Origin of the sequence: Phytopseudomonas flavescens (assembly GCF_900100535.1) — a bacterium.
In the GTDB taxonomy this organism is placed as follows: domain Bacteria; phylum Pseudomonadota; class Gammaproteobacteria; order Pseudomonadales; family Pseudomonadaceae; genus Aquipseudomonas; species Aquipseudomonas flavescens.
Map to the genome: position 1 here is coordinate 294,936 of NZ_FNDG01000003.1, position 13,808 is coordinate 308,743.

The window sequence follows — 13,808 nt, forward strand, 5'->3', positions numbered from 1 at the left end:
CGCTCTGGCGCGCGGGGGGATGCTCAGGGCTTTTTTGCCCAGCGCGGCGGTTCACGGCGCTCGCCGGCGGTTTGCGCTTGCGGCGGCAACTCGCCCCACTGACCGTCGCCCGCGGCGGGCTGCTCGCTCGGCGCCTGGGCGAGAGGGCTGGCCGGCGGCTGAGCCTGCTGCCGGGGGGGCGTATGCCGACGGCGATGGCGCAGCACGAAGTCCTCGACCGCATCGATATCCACAGGCTCGATACCCGTCGCGCCACGCCAGGCCGTATGGGCACGGGCCGCGCGCAACCAGACCAGATCGGCACGCAACCCATCGACACCCGCCTCGAAACAGCGGCTGGTGATCGCCTCCAACGCCTGATCGTCGAGTGCAATGCGCGCCACCCGGGCACGCGCCTGCACGCAGCGCTGCGCCAGTGCCGCCTGTTGCTCGGCCCACTGCGCGATGAACGCCTGGGGATCGGCATCGAAGGCCAGGCGGCGGCGGACGATGTCGGCCCGCGCCCCCGGTTGCGGCTGGCCGTCCAGCGCCAGGTTGAGGCCGAAGCGGTCGAGCAGTTGCGGGCGCAGCTCGCCCTCTTCGGCGTTCATGGTGCCGATCAGGATGAAGCGCGCACTGTGGCGATGAGAGATACCGTCACGCTCGACATGGTTGACGCCACTGGCCGCCGCATCGAGCAGCAGATCGACCAGATGATCGGGCAGCAGATTGACCTCATCCACATACAGCACCCCACCATCGGCCTTGCTCAGCAGGCCGGGTGAGAACTGCGCGCGGCTTTCACCAAGGGCAGCGTCCAGATCGAGCGTGCCGACGATGCGCTCCTCGCTGGCACCCAGCGGCAGGGTAACGAACACGCCGCTCTCCAGCAGCTCGGCCAGGCCACGGGCCAGGGTCGATTTGGCCATGCCCCGCGGGCCTTCGATCAGCACCCCGCCGATTGCCGGATCGACCGCCACCAGGCACAGCGCCAACTTCAGCGAGTCGGCAGCGACCACGGCGGCAAGGGGGAAGTGGGCGTTATCGGTCATGGCGCAATCCGGCTGAGCAAAGCCGCCATTGTAGCAGCGGGCGGTCGAATCCCACCCCGCTGTTCTGCTAATGTCGGCGGTTTCGCGATGCTGTCGCGTGCGATTTATCCAGGGAGACTCAGATGCGCCTGTGCATTTTCTGCGGTTCCAATGCGGGCACCAATCCCGTCTATATCGAGGCGGCTACCCGCCTCGGCCAAACGCTCGCCAAAGCCGGCATCGGCCTGGTGTATGGCGGCGCGTCCGTCGGCCTGATGGGCGCCGTGGCCAACGCGGCGCTCGAGGCCGGCGGCGAGGTGATCGGCGTGATTCCGCGTTCGCTGTGGGAAAAGGAAGTGGCCCATACCGGCCTCGATGACCTGCGAATCGTCGACTCCATGCACCAGCGCAAGGCGCTGATGGCCGAATTGTCCGATGGTTTCATCGCCCTGCCCGGCGGCGTGGGCACCTTGGAAGAACTGTTCGAGGTATGGACCTGGGCACAACTGGGCCACCACCGCAAACCCTGCGCACTGCTCAATATCAATGGCTACTACGACCGCCTCGCCGCCTTTCTCGATCACATGGTCGACGAAGCCTTCGTCAAGGCACCGCACCGCGAGATGCTGATCGTCGAGCCGGGTATCGAGGCGCTGCTGACGGCGATCCATGGCTACGAGGCGCCCCAGGTGGGCAAGTGGATCGGCCGGCAGGAAACTTGAGACAGTGTGTCGGGTGGACAACGCTTTTCTTGTCCACCGAGGGGCCTGAGGGTGAGCGGATGAAGCGTCGGCTAAGCGCCCCGCCCCACCCTACGAGGCCGATATGCTGTGTTGGCTGCGCTTGCAATCGACCCCCGCGATGAATTAACGTCGAGCCCATTCAACGGAGCCTTGCATGTCCACATCCCTGATCCTGAACGCTACCCGCCTCGATGCAGCCTGCATCGCGATCGCGCGTGCCCAGGCATCCGTGGTCGCGGCGGCTGCGTATTTTTATGGGTATTGGTTTAGCCACAGGCGCGCCTGATACCCCACAGGCGCCCTAGCAACTCAGGGTCGCCACCAGACAGTTTCTCGAAACCCCCGGTCGGCCTCCCGACCGGGGGTTTCGTTTTTTTGGCACATCGATTGTTCACAGAGGATTTCACCATGACCGCCTACGCCACCTACCAAAACGATTACCGCTACAGCTGGCGATTTACCGGCAGCCGCGCTGCTCATCCACTCAATCGAACATCCCATCGAGCCCGATAGTGCGCCGCGCGCGGTAACGTCCGCGCCGGCCGAGGAAACCACCATGTCCGTAGCCGTCAAGTCCCGCTGCACCGCCCAATCCGCCGATCTGCATCGGGTCGACACCAAGACCCGCCGCCAGACCTCGCCCTTGCCCAGCGCCACCCAGTTGCGCGAAGCGCTGCCCCTCTGCGCCGCCCGCGCGCGCCAGGTGCAGCAACAGCGCCACTCGATCCGCGCCATTCTCGATGGCCACGACCCGCGTCTGCTGGTGGTGGTCGGCCCCTGCTCCCTGCACGACGACGCCGCCGTACTCGAATACGCCGAGCGCCTGGCCGCCCTCAGCCAGCGAGTGGGTGATCGCCTGCTGCTGGTGATGCGCGCCTACGTCGAAAAGCCGCGTACCACGGTGGGATGGAAGGGCCTGGTCTACGATCCGGCGCTGGATGGCAGCGGCGACATGGCCGAAGGCTTGCGCCGTTCGCGGCAGCTGATGCTGCGCCTGCTGGAGCTTGGCCTGCCACTGGCCAGCGAGATTCTGCAGCCGCTGGTGGCTGGGTACTTCGACGACCTGCTCGGCTGGGCGGCGATTGGCGCACGCACCAGCGAATCCCAGGTGCACCGCGAGCTGGTCAGCGGTCTGGAGATGCCGGTGGGCTTCAAGAACGGCACCGACGGCAGCCTCGGCATCGCCTGCGACGCCATGCGCTCGGCGGCCCATGCGCACCAGCACTTCGGCGTCGATGGCCACGGCCGCCCGGCACTGGTGCAGACCCAGGGCAACCCGGACACCCACCTGGTGCTGCGCGGCGGCCACGGCGCGCCGAACTACGACGCTGCCAGCGTCGCCACTGCCCGCGCCGAGCTGGAGCGCCAGGGCATCGCGCCGCGAATCATGGTTGACTGCAGCCACGCCAACAGCGGCAAGAACCCGCTGCGCCAGCCCGAGGTGCTGCGCAGCGTGCTCGACCAGCGCCTCGCCGGCGACGGCGCCCTGCGTGCGGTGATGATCGAAAGCCACCTGTTCGACGGCGCTCAGAGCCTGGGCGGCGAGCTGCGCCACGGCGTGTCGATCACCGACGGCTGCCTCGGCTGGACCGCTACCGAACGCATGCTGATCGACGCCGCCGTGCGCATGCGCCACCTGGTCTGACCCCGTAGCCTGGCATTGAGCGCAGCGATACCCAGGACACCCTTCCCCGGGTATCGCTGCGCTCAACCTCGGGCTACGAAAGCCGATGGTACTGCCAGCCCTGCGTCGTCCACTGCAGGCGGTCGGTGATCGCCACTGCCTCGATGAACGCAGCGTCATGGGACACCAGAATCAGCGCACCACGGTATTCCCGCAGCATGGCTTCGACGGCCAGCAGCGAGTCGAGATCGATATGGTTGTCGGGCTCGTCGAGCAGCAGCAGGGGCGCTGCCGGTTCGCTATCGATCACCCCGGCAAGCGCCAGTTTGAGGCGTTCACCGCCGCTCAGCCGTGCGCTGGGCTGCAGTGCCCGATGGGCATCCAGCCCCAGGTGCATCAGGCGGGTGCGGGCAATCGCTTCGGGCAATGCGGGGTTGCAGCGACGCAGGTGATCGAGCGCGCTTTGCGCCGCCTGCAGGCAGCACAGCTGCTGATCCAGGTAGGCCAGAGGCACCTCGACCCGACACTCGCCGGCAACGGCTGAAAGCCGCCCCGCGAGCATCGCCAGCAAGCTCGACTTGCCACAACCGTTGGGCCCGGTGATGGCGAGCCGGCGCGGGCCGAACAGCTCGATATCCGGCAGGACGGCGCCCGAGAACGGCGCCTGCACGCCACGCAGACTCAGCACCCGCTTGCCCTCGGGCAGGCTGGCAACGCTGCCATGCAGCTCGATCTTCAGGTTCTCGTCGACCCGCGCTGCGGCTTCGCGCACCGCGCCTTCGAGTCCGCTACGGGCCTCTAGCAGGCGCTGCTGCAGCCGCCCGGCGCTGGCCTCGCTGCGGCTCTTCTGGCGATCCAGGAGGATCTGCGCCTGGTTGCTGTCCCGTGCGCCACGCGCTCCGCTGGCGGTGCGCCGCTGCTGACGTTGCTGCTGCGCCTGCAGTTCCCGTTCACCCCGTTTGCGCTCGGTACGGGCGTGCTCCAGCGTATGCTGGGCGGCCTGACGCTCACGCAACAGGCAGTCTCGGTACACGCTGTAATTGCCGCCGTAGGCACGCAGCCCGCCTGGCGATAGCTCGACGATGCGCTGCATGCGGTCGAGCAACTCGCGATCATGGCTGATCACCAGCAAGCCACCCGGCCACTGTTGCAAGCGTCGATAGAGCCGCTGGCGGCTGAGGCCATCGAGGTGATTGCTGGGCTCATCGAGAATCAACAGATCGGCACCGCTGAGAAACATACCGAGCAGCGCCACCCGCGTGCGCTCACCGCCGCTGAGCCGGTTGGCCGGAGTTTGCAGCGAGAGGTGGCCAAGGCCCTCCTCATGCAATGCGCTACACAGGCGCTCGGCGGTATCCCAGCGGCCTTCGAGCAGCTCGATATCGTCTTCGCCCATGCGCCCGTCAGTCACCCGACACAGTGCATCGTAAGGCGCAGCGAAACCCGTCAGGTCGACCAGCCGAGCACCCTCGGCCAGCTCGATGTCCTGAGGCAGGTAGGCAACCTGGGCCTGCCGCAAAATACGCCCGGCGGTCGGCTGCAACAGCCCCGCGAGCAGGCGGCCGAGTACGCTCTTGCCGGTGCCATTGCGCCCCACCAGGCCGGTATGGCGGGCATCGAAGGTTTCGCTCAGCTCATCGAACAGCGGCTGACCGTTGGAAAAATCAAAGGACACGCGCTCGAGCGCGATAACAGGCGAGTTCGTCATGGATGACTCCAGGCAATGCCGTGAAAACCCGAGGCACGAGGCCGCGGCGGACGATCACAGGTCGTGCGGACACGACGGCATTACTGGCGCATTGGACGAAACTCCTGGAGGGGAATGAGCGGGTAGGCTAAACCCAAGTTCTGGCCAGGGCAACCGAGGAGACTCGTAAAACCCCAAAAGCGCTGAAGGTAGCTTCAAGGCAGAAGCGCCGTTCCCTGCGTAGGGTAGACAACGCTCTTTTTGTCCACCATTGCGATCGTAAAGCGGTGGACGGATCGGGCCGCGTAGGTGAAGCGTCGTCCACCCTACAACTGAAGGCAGCTTCAAGGCGATAGCAGCCGTAGGGTGGATGACGCTCTTTTCATCCACCATCGCGATCGCAGAGCGGTGGACGGATGAGGCGTCGTCCACCCTACGAATGTCCGCTAACGCCACTTTTCGGCCAACGTGCCAACAAACCTCAGCTTTCTTCACTGTCGAGGAGAAGGTTTTCCAGGGCTTCGCGATAGTCGCCCGGCTCCTGCCAGAGACCGCGCTGCTGGGCTTCGAGCAGACGTTCGATGATGTCCTGCAGGGCACCGGGGTTATGCTGCTGGATGAAGTCGCGGGTGTCTCTGTCCATCAGGTAGGCGTCGGTGAGCAGGGCGTACTGGTGGTCGTCGACCAGCTCGCTGGTGGCGTCGAAGGCGAACAGGTAGTCGATGGTCGCGGCCAGCTCGAACGCCCCTTTGTAACCGTGGCGCTTCATGCCCTCGATCCACTTCGGGTTGGCCGCACGGGCGCGCACTACACGGGCCAACTCCTGCTTGAGGGTGCGGATACGCGGGGTATCGGGCTGGCTGTTGTCACCAAAGTAGCTGGCCACCCTGGCGCCCCGCAGGGTTTCCACCGCCGCCAGCATGCCGCCCTGAAACTGGTAATAGTCGTTGGAGTCGAGGAGGTCGTGTTCGCGATTGTCCTGGTTGTGCAGCACCGCCTGCAGATGCTCCAGGCGCTCGGCGAACTGGCCCCGTGCGGGCGTACCCTCGCTGCCTTTGCCGTAGGCGTAGCCGCCCCAGTTCAGGTACACCTCGGCAAGATCCGCGCGGCTTTCCCAGAGACGTTCCTCGATGGCGTTCTGCACGCCGGCACCATAGGCGCCGGGCTTGGCGCCGAAGATCCGCCAACCGGCCTGACGCCGTGCCTCGCGCTCGTCCAGCCCACCATCCTGCAGCGCCAGGGCTTCCTGCCAGACGCGCGCGGACAGCGGGTTCATGTCCGGCGTCTCGTCCAGATCGGCAACCGCCTGCACGGCATCATCGAACAGGCGGATCAGGTTGGCGAAGGCATCACGAAAGAACCCGGAGACCCTCAGGGTCACGTCGACACGCGGGCGGCCGAGCTGCTCCAGGGGCAGCACGTCGAAGCGCTCGACCCGCTGGCTACCCGCCTGCCACACCGGGCGCACGCCCATCAGGGCCATGGCCTGGGCGATATCATCGCCACCGGTACGCATGGTTGCGGTGCCCCACACCGACAGGCCGAGCTGGCGCAAGTGGTCACCTTCGTCCTGCAGGTGACGTTCGAGCAGGCGGTCGGCAGCCTGCACGCCGAGGCGCCAGGCCGTGGGCGTGGGCAGGTTGCGCACGTCCACGGAATAGAAATTGCGCCCGGTGGGCAGCACGTCGAGCCGCCCACGACTCGGCGCGCCGCTGGGGCCGGAGGGCACGAAGCGGCCCTCCAGCGCATCGAGCAGGCCATGCATCTCGGCATCGCCACAGGCGTCCAGCAGCGGCGCGATATGGCTGCGCAGGCTGTGCAGCACTGCGTCACTGCTCGGGCCGACGGATTGCTCACCCTCGATCAGCCGTAACCCCAGCAGCTCCAGGCGCTCACGGGTATCGCCCAGAGTGCGCCAGGGCTCATCGCTCAGATCAGCCAAAATCTCCGGGCGCGGGCCCGTCCACGACGCGGCCATATCGCAATCGAGGGGGTCGAAGTCCAGCGCCAGGTCATGGGCCAGGGCACGCAGCAGGCTGGCATTGCCGCCCTGGCCATCGCCGCGAGGGATGCGCAGCAAGGCCAGCAGGGTGTCGCGGCGCAGCGTGCCGGCCGGGGATTCGCCGAACACATGCAGGCCGTCGCGAATCTGCGATTCCTTGAGGTCGCACAGGTAGGCATCGAGTTGCGGCAACCAGCTGGCGGGGTCATCGTTGAGCTGCAAGCCCAGCTCACGATCGAGGCTGGCCTCGCGGACCTTGTGCAGGATCTCGCCACGCAGCTCGCCGGCGCGGCGCAGATCGAGCTGGCTGGCGTCGTAGTACTCGTCGGCCAGACGCTCCAGATCGCGCAGCGGGCCGTAGCTCTCGGCGCGGGTCAGCGGCGGCATCAGGTGGTCGATGATCACCGCCTGTGTGCGGCGCTTGGCCTGGGCACCTTCGCCGGGATCGTTGACGATGAAGGGGTAGATGTTCGGCAGGGCACCGAGGATCAAAGTCGGCCAGCAGCTTTCGGACAGGCCGACGCTCTTGCCCGGCAGCCACTCCAGGTTGCCGTGCTTGCCGACATGGATCACCGCCTGGGCAGCGAACACCTGGCGCATCCAGCAATAGAAGGCCAGGTAGCCATGGGGTGGCACCAGATCGGGGTCGTGATAGACCGCCGCCGCATCCACCTGATAACCGCGCGCCGGCTGGATGCCGACGAAGGTCAGGCCGAAACGCAGGCCGGCGATCATCAGCCGCCCCTCACGGAACATCGGGTCGTTTTCCGCTGCGCCCCAGCGCTCCAGCACCGCCTGGCGATTGGCCTCGGGCAAGGCTGCGAAGAACTGCTGGTAGGCGTCCAGGGCCAGGCTTTGCGCACAGGGCCGCAGGTCGAGGTTGTCGAGATCGTTGGTCACGCCACCGAGCAACTGATTGATCAGCGCGGTGCCGCTGTCCGGCAACGCCTCTACCGGATACCCCCGCTGCTGCAAGGCTTGGAGGATCTTCAGGGCCGCCGCCGGGGTGTCCAGGCCGACACCGTTGCCGATGCGCCCGTCGCGGGTCGGGTAGTTGGCCAGTACCAGGGCGACGCGCTTATGCGCGGCCGGCGTGCGCTGCAGCTCGCACCAGCGCCGCGCCAGTTCGGCGACGAAATCCATGCCGGGCAGGTGCACGCGGTAGCAGACCACATCGCTCTGGCTGCGCTCGCTGTGCCAGGCCAGGCCCTTGAAACTGATCGGCCGGGTGATCAACCGGCCGTCCAGCTCCGGCAACGCGATATGCATGGCCAGGTCACGGGGGCCGAGGCCCTGGGCGTTGCCTTGCCATTGTTCTTCGCTGTCCAGCGCGCACAGCGCCTGCAACACCGGCACGTCGCGGCGAAACGGCCTGGCCTGGGGCGACTCCGGGTTGGATTGCGCGAAACCGGTGGTGTTGAGGATCACGCTCGCGCCGGCTTCGTCCAGCCAGTCCTCGACCTGCGCCAGGCAGGCCGCTTCCTTGAGGCTGGCCACGGCGATGGGCAACGGATTGAGGCCCTGGGCCTGCAGCCGCTGGCAGAAGGTGTCGACGAAGGCGGTGTTGGCGGCCTGCACATGGGTGCGATAGAACAGCAGCGCGGCAACGGGCGCATCCGGCTGCCAGCTGGCACGCCAATCCTGCAGCGACGCATTACCCAGGTGCGGGTGATACAGGCCGACCCGCGGTAGCGCTCGGGGAGGCTGGCTGCCGTAATGCCGGCCGAGATAGCGGTCAGCGATGCAATGGAAAAACTGCCGCGCGTTATCCACACCGCCCTGACGCAGGTATTGCCAGAGCTGCTCGGCGTCTTCGCCGGCGACGTTGCCCAGGCCGGTCAACTCCGGATCGGGGCTGTCGTCGCCAGGTACCAGAATCAGCGTCTTGCCCTGCCCCGCCAGCTCCACCAGCCGCTGGATGCCATAGCGCCAGTAACTGACACCGCCATGCACGGAAATCAGGATGACCCTGGCGTGCTGCAGGACCTGCTCGACGTAGAGGTCCACCGAGGCGTTGTTACTCAGCTGCGCCGGGCTGGCCAGGCGCAGGCTGGGGTAATCCTCGGGCAGATGACGGGCGACCTCGGCCAGCAGCGACAGGTGCGAATCACCGGTGCACAGCACCACCAGCTCGGCGGGGGTCTGGCCGAGGTCGGCGATGCTGTCGGCCGGCAGCGACTGGCCGGGCTGGGTGCGCAGGAGGTGCATATTCTCGCCTAAGGCATCGCCCGCAAGCGGGCTCCTACGCGAACCGCAGGAGCCCGCTTGCGGGCGATCATGGTTATACCAGAGCCGCTTTCAGCTCAGCCGCGATGGCCGTGTGGTCGAGCGCCTGGCCGATCACGATGAGGCGGGTAACCCGCGCCTCATCGGCCTTCCAGGCACGATCGAAATGCTTGTCGAAACGCAGGCCGACCCCTTGCAGAAGCAGACGCATGGGTTTGTTCGGCACGGCGACGAAGCCCTTGATGCGCAGAATGCCGTGTTTGGCGACGACGTCCTTCAACGCGGCCAGCAGGCGGGCTTCATCGGCTTCCGGTAGTTCCACGTGGAACGAGTCGAATTCGTCGTGATCGTGATCGTCGCCTTCATCGTCATGGTGGGTGCGACGGCCTTCGATATGCAGCTCGGTCTCGCTGTTCAGGCCCAGCAGCACATTGAGCGGCAGGGAACCGCCATGGGCTTCGACCACCTTGACCGCTGGCGGCAGCTCTTCGCTGACCTCAGCGCGCACCGCTGCCAGCGCCTCGGCATCAAGCAGATCGGCCTTGTTGAGGATCACCAGATCGGCGCTCGCCAGCTGGTCGGCGAACAGTTCGTGCAGGGGCGACTCATGATCGAGGTTGGGGTCGAGCTTGCGCTGGGCGTCGACCTGATCGGGGAAGGCAGCGAAGGTGCCTGCGCCCACCGCCGGGCTGTCGACCACGGTGATCACCGCATCCACGGTGCAGGCGTTGCGGATTTCCGGCCAGTTGAACGCCTGGACCAGCGGCTTGGGCAGGGCCAGGCCGCTGGTTTCGATCAGGATATGGTCGAGGTCGCCGCGACGCTCCACCAGTTCGCGCATCACCGGGAAGAACTCTTCCTGCACGGTGCAGCACAGACAGCCGTTGGCCAGTTCGAAAACCCGGCCGTTGGCTTCTTCCTCGCTGCAGCCGATGGAGCATTGTTTGAGGATCTCACCGTCGATACCCAGTTCGCCGAACTCGTTGACGATCACCGCGATACGGCGACCCTCGGCATTTTCCAGCATATGGCGCAGCAAGGTGGTCTTACCGGCACCGAGGAAGCCGGTGACGATGGTGACGGGAAGTTTGGCGAGCGTTTTCATGGAGGCCCCTGGCGTATGCAGAAACGGCGAGCGGGCAATAGGATGGCAGGCGCCAGCCGAGGCTGGCGAAGGCATCACCGGATCACCCCGCCCGGTTGTCGAAAGCGTTATCGAGGCAGGTCTCCTGGCTCACAGGTCATGACGCATAGCCGGCCTTCCCGGTTGCCCAGTGGCGGTTGGCGATGCGCTCGCTGCTTACAGTTGCGGGGGCAGCCACGGCTTGCCGTGTTCCCTCTTAGCCCCATGCCGATGCATGAGGAACCTCGAAGAACGCAAGGCTACGCAGACCCTGGGACACGGTCAATCGCTAGGGTCTGTGGACGTTTCAGTGCGAACCGCGTTGCTGCGAGAAATCACGCAAGGCCGGGCGGCGATCCGCTAGGCGGACGACGCCGGGAATGGCATTCCCTTTTCAAGTCCTCCAACAACGCGTGGCGGCGATTTCCCGCGCAACCCGTAGGGCCGGGCCAGTTTTAGTGCGATGCTGCGTTTCTCGGTGACTCATTTAGCTAACTAAACTTCGCACCTCGTGCCTTGCCTCGCGCTAAAGCTGGCTCCGGCGCGGTCGTGCTGAAACGTCCACATACCCTTAACCCGTAACATATTGACGCATCTGTCGCTTCATGGTGTTCTTGCGCGGTTGTTTCAGGTGTCTCGCGCCGTCGTGCGTGAGGTGAAACGGGAAGCCGGTTCGAGTCCGGCGCTGCCCCCGCAACGGTAAGCGACTGTCAGGATCGTGTTGGCCACTGTGCGAGCGCATGGGAAGGCCGATCCTTATCACTGCCCCAGTGATCATCGTGAGCCCGGAGACCGGCCTGAATCCTTCGTTTGGCAACCCGCGGTGGGCGGGCACGCGCCGATAGCTGCCCTTGTGCGGGTGGGCTCGCTGCGTCCCTGTGCACCGTCTACCTCACCAAGAAGGTCACGATCATGCCCAGCAGCGTCCTGTCGTCCGCCACGCCGTCCTCCCTTTCCCTGTCCCAGCGCATCGTGCTGGCCATCGGTAGTTGCCTGCTCGGCAGCCTGCTGATCTTCTTCGCCGGCTTTTCCCACGTCGAAGCCCTGCACAATGCCGCCCACGATACCCGGCACAGCGCCGCGTTCCCGTGCCACTGAGGACGCCAGGATGATCAAGCGCATCGCCCGGACCGCAGGCTTCGCCGGCCTGCTCGCCGCCATCGTGCTGACCTTGCTGCAGAGCCTGTGGGTCACCCCGCTGATCCTGCATGCCGAGACGTTCGAAGTCGCCGAGCCCGCTTCCGCTGTCGAACACAGCCACGATACCGCCAGCGCCGCTGGCGACCATAGTCACGACGTTGAAGCCTGGGCACCGCAAGACGGCTGGCAACGGCTGTTATCCACAGGCTTGAGCAACCTGGTGGTGGGCGTTGGCTTCGCACTGATGCTGGCCGGCCTGTTCGTCCTGCGCGCACCCGAGAAAACCTGGCAGGGCCTGCTCTGGGGGCTGGCCGGTTTCGCCACCTTCGTGCTCGCGCCCTCGGCCGGTCTGCCGCCGGAACTGCCGGGTACCGCCGCGGCCGATCTGCTGCTGCGCCAGTACTGGTGGATCGGCACCGCTGCTTCGACCGCCGCAGGCCTGGCGCTGCTGGCCTTCGGCAGCAACTGGATGCTGCGCATCCTTGGCCTGCTGATCCTGGCGCTGCCCCATCTGATTGGCGCGCCGCAGCCCGAGGTGCATGAAAGCCTGGCACCCGAAGCGCTGGAGCATGAGTTCATCCTCGCCTCGCTGCTCACCAACGCGGCTTTCTGGGTTGCCCTGGGGCTGGCTGCCGCCTGGTTCCATGGCCGCACTCGACACGCAGAATGAACGAGCGCCCGACCCTCGTCGCCGGCCTGGGTTGCCGGCGCGGGTGTTCGCTGAGCGAGCTGCTGGCCTTGCTCGACAATACGCTGGCCGAGCATGGCGCGAGCACTGCCGAGCTGACGGCCCTGGCCAGCAGCGACCACAAGGCTGACGAGCCCGGGTTGCTGCAGTTGGCCGAGCACCTGGGCCTGCGCATCAGCTTCCTGCCCGCCGAGGTGCTGACCGGTTACCATGAACGCCTGAGCCAGACCTCGGCCATCGCCCTGCGTGTCACCGGCAGCCAGGGGGTTGCCGAAGCCAGCGCCCTGGCTCTGGCCGAACGCATGAACAATCGACCCGCTCGCCTGTGGATAACCAAGCGCAAGAGCGCCGCTGTCACGCTGGCCGTTGCCCGCAGCGATCCGTAGGGTGGATCGGGACGCGTAGTCCACGCTTTCTCGATCCACGGGATGGCGATCCCCCGCCGAGCGACCGGATAAGCCGAACAACAGGGTGGAAGAGAAAAGCGTCTTCCACCCTACACCCAGGATTCGCATGACCGTCTATTTCATCGGCGCCGGCCCCGGCGACCCCGAGCTGATCACCGTCAAGGGCCAACGCCTGATCCACAGCTGCCCGGTCATCCTCTATGCCGGTTCCCTGGTACCGGAGGCCGTGCTCGAGGGTCACCGGGCCAGGCAGGTGGTCAACACCGCCGAATTGCACCTCGATGAAATCGTCTCGCTGCTGCGCGCCGCCGACGGGCGCGGCGAGGACGTGGCACGGGTGCATTCGGGTGATCCATCGCTGTACGGCGCCATCGGTGAACAGATTCGCCACCTGCGCGCGCTGGGCATCCCCTTCGAGATCATCCCCGGGGTCACCGCCACGGCAGCCTGTGCCGCGCTGCTGGAAAGCGAGCTGACCCTGCCGGATGTTTCCCAGACGGTGATCCTCACCCGCTATGCCAGCAAATCACCGATGCCCGACGGCGAGCAGTTGCATGAGCTGGCCCGTCACGGCGCGACCATGGCCATCCACCTGAGCGTGCAGCACCTGGCGAAGATCGTCGGCGACCTGCTGCCGCACTATGGCGCCAGTTGCCCGATCGCGGTGGTGCACCGCGCCAGCTGGCCGGATCAGGACTGGGTGCTCGGCACCCTCGCCGATATCGAGGGCAAAGTCAGTGCCAAGGGCTTTCGACGTACCGCGCTGATTCTGGTCGGCAGGGTGCTGGGCGCCGAGGACTTCGCCGATTCGGCGCTGTACCACGAGCGCCATCGCCACCTGTTCAGGGCAGGCGTTGCAGACGATACAGACTCTCGCTGAGCTTGCCGCGATTGTCGGCGATGGCGATTCGTGCGCCCTGCCGAGCGAGACGCGTATTGAGATCACTGGCATACAGGCAGCGCAGAAAGCTCGGGTAATCGCCTGCGGGCTGGCTGGCCGCCCGGGCAGCCAGCCAGGCATGCAGCGCCGGCAGATGAAAGCTCCAGCCCTCCTCGTCGCAGTCGAAGCCGGCGGCGCGCAGTTGCGCGATCAGTTGCCGATCACCACGCAGCACCCCTTCGCAACAGCCATACAGATCGTCCAGCCACTCGCTCATA

The 13,808-nt window shown here is 66.2% G+C and carries 12 protein-coding genes and 2 riboswitches; of the genes, 7 read left to right on the forward strand and 5 right to left on the reverse strand.

All coding sequences use genetic code 11. From position 1 onward, the window contains the following. Nucleotides 1-23 precede the first annotated feature (23 nt). A complete protein-coding gene (locus tag BLR94_RS05485; RefSeq protein WP_084303757.1) occupies nucleotides 24-1,031 on the reverse strand; it encodes a magnesium chelatase ATPase subunit I in 1,008 nt (335 codons plus the stop codon). Between the two features lie 122 nt (nucleotides 1,032-1,153). On the opposite strand from BLR94_RS05485, the gene BLR94_RS05490 reads away from it, so the two are divergent. The 3 genes from BLR94_RS05490 (at nucleotide 1,154) to BLR94_RS05495 (ending at nucleotide 3,398) form a co-directional block, all read left to right on the forward strand. Then, nucleotides 1,154-1,732 (forward strand): LOG family protein, encoded by a 579-nt coding sequence (locus BLR94_RS05490; protein WP_084303758.1) that lies wholly within the window; start codon nucleotides 1,154-1,156, stop codon nucleotides 1,730-1,732. A 175-nt stretch (nucleotides 1,733-1,907) separates the two neighbouring features. Continuing rightward, nucleotides 1,908-2,039, forward strand: a complete 132-nt coding sequence (locus tag BLR94_RS28150) for a hypothetical protein (RefSeq protein ID WP_279615842.1) — start codon at nucleotides 1,908-1,910, stop codon at nucleotides 2,037-2,039. Between the two features lie 270 nt (nucleotides 2,040-2,309). Then, the gene (locus tag BLR94_RS05495; RefSeq protein WP_175154211.1) at nucleotides 2,310-3,398 is read left to right on the forward strand and encodes a 3-deoxy-7-phosphoheptulonate synthase; all 1,089 of its coding nucleotides are present in this window, start codon (nucleotides 2,310-2,312) and stop codon (nucleotides 3,396-3,398) included. 73 nt (nucleotides 3,399-3,471) lie between these two features. On the opposite strand, the gene BLR94_RS05500 is transcribed toward BLR94_RS05495, so the two are convergent. From BLR94_RS05500 to cobW, 3 genes are all read right to left on the reverse strand, one after another. Then, nucleotides 3,472-5,085, reverse strand: a complete 1,614-nt coding sequence (locus BLR94_RS05500) for an ABC-F family ATP-binding cassette domain-containing protein (RefSeq protein WP_084303759.1) — start codon at nucleotides 5,083-5,085, stop codon at nucleotides 3,472-3,474. A 460-nt stretch (nucleotides 5,086-5,545) separates the two neighbouring features. Beyond that, nucleotides 5,546-9,274 (reverse strand): cobaltochelatase subunit CobN, encoded by a 3,729-nt coding sequence (gene cobN / locus BLR94_RS05505; protein WP_084303760.1) that lies wholly within the window; start codon nucleotides 9,272-9,274, stop codon nucleotides 5,546-5,548. Between the two features lie 73 nt (nucleotides 9,275-9,347). Continuing rightward, a complete protein-coding gene (gene cobW / locus BLR94_RS05510) occupies nucleotides 9,348-10,397 on the reverse strand; it encodes a cobalamin biosynthesis protein CobW (RefSeq protein WP_084303761.1) in 1,050 nt (349 codons plus the stop codon). Nucleotides 10,398-10,495: 98 nt separating this feature from the next. Continuing rightward, nucleotides 10,496-10,678: riboswitch (cobalamin riboswitch) on the reverse strand. A gap of 349 nt (nucleotides 10,679-11,027) precedes the next feature. Then, nucleotides 11,028-11,230: riboswitch (cobalamin riboswitch) on the forward strand. A 97-nt stretch (nucleotides 11,231-11,327) separates the two neighbouring features. Between cobW and BLR94_RS05515 the strand changes: the two genes are divergently transcribed. From BLR94_RS05515 to cobM, 4 genes are all read left to right on the forward strand, one after another. Then, nucleotides 11,328-11,513 carry a CbtB domain-containing protein gene (locus tag BLR94_RS05515; RefSeq protein WP_084303762.1) on the forward strand — a complete coding sequence of 62 codons (186 nt, stop codon included), beginning with the start codon at nucleotides 11,328-11,330 and terminating at the stop codon, nucleotides 11,511-11,513. Between the two features lie 10 nt (nucleotides 11,514-11,523). Further along, entirely contained in the window at nucleotides 11,524-12,225 is a 702-nt protein-coding gene (locus tag BLR94_RS05520; protein WP_084303763.1) for a CbtA family protein, read from the forward strand. Further along, nucleotides 12,222-12,629, forward strand: coding sequence for a cobalamin biosynthesis protein (locus BLR94_RS05525; RefSeq protein WP_084303764.1), 408 nt, complete (start codon nucleotides 12,222-12,224; stop codon nucleotides 12,627-12,629). Before BLR94_RS05520 ends, BLR94_RS05525 begins: the two co-directional genes overlap by 4 nt. Before the next feature lie 127 nt (nucleotides 12,630-12,756). After that, nucleotides 12,757-13,530 (forward strand): precorrin-4 C(11)-methyltransferase, encoded by a 774-nt coding sequence (cobM, locus tag BLR94_RS05530; RefSeq protein ID WP_084303765.1) that lies wholly within the window; start codon nucleotides 12,757-12,759, stop codon nucleotides 13,528-13,530. On the opposite strand, the gene BLR94_RS05535 is transcribed toward cobM, so the two are convergent. Next, nucleotides 13,493-13,807: a hypothetical protein gene (locus BLR94_RS05535; protein ID WP_084303766.1), complete on the reverse strand. Its 315-nt coding sequence runs from the start codon at nucleotides 13,805-13,807 to the stop codon at nucleotides 13,493-13,495. The genes cobM and BLR94_RS05535 overlap by 38 nt on opposite strands. Nucleotide 13,808 lies beyond the last annotated feature (1 nt).